Origin of the sequence: Acetobacter sacchari (genome assembly GCF_017377715.1) — a bacterium.
GTDB lineage: Bacteria > Pseudomonadota > Alphaproteobacteria > Acetobacterales > Acetobacteraceae > Acetobacter > Acetobacter sacchari.
Genome location: NZ_JAFVMF010000109.1, coordinates 1 through 249, shown reverse-complemented (window position 1 = coordinate 249; position 249 = coordinate 1). Strand labels below are relative to the sequence as shown.

1 pseudogene is annotated in these 249 nt (G+C 62.7%); it reads left to right on the top strand.

The window, feature by feature from the left end:
* Nucleotides 1–249: pseudogene (locus tag J2D73_RS20445) on the top strand (hypothetical protein); the annotation flags it as partial.

Sequence of the window (249 nt, the reverse complement as noted above, 5' to 3'; positions counted from 1 at the left end):
TGCCGCTCGACACGGATATGCTGTACGCAGGGCGCTTTGCAAAAGTCGGCCTCGGCAAGCTTGCATCCCAAGTTTACGGCGATGGCGTGTCGGCTGCCGAAGGCTTCGTGCTCACGTTCTCAGCGACAGCGATGACGCTGACGGTCGGCGTTGGGTCGGTTCTCGCGCCTGGCGTCGTCGATGTCACAGCCATCGGCGCGACGACAGCCGGGCTTGATGCAGACAGCACAGCCGTGACGGTGCAATATC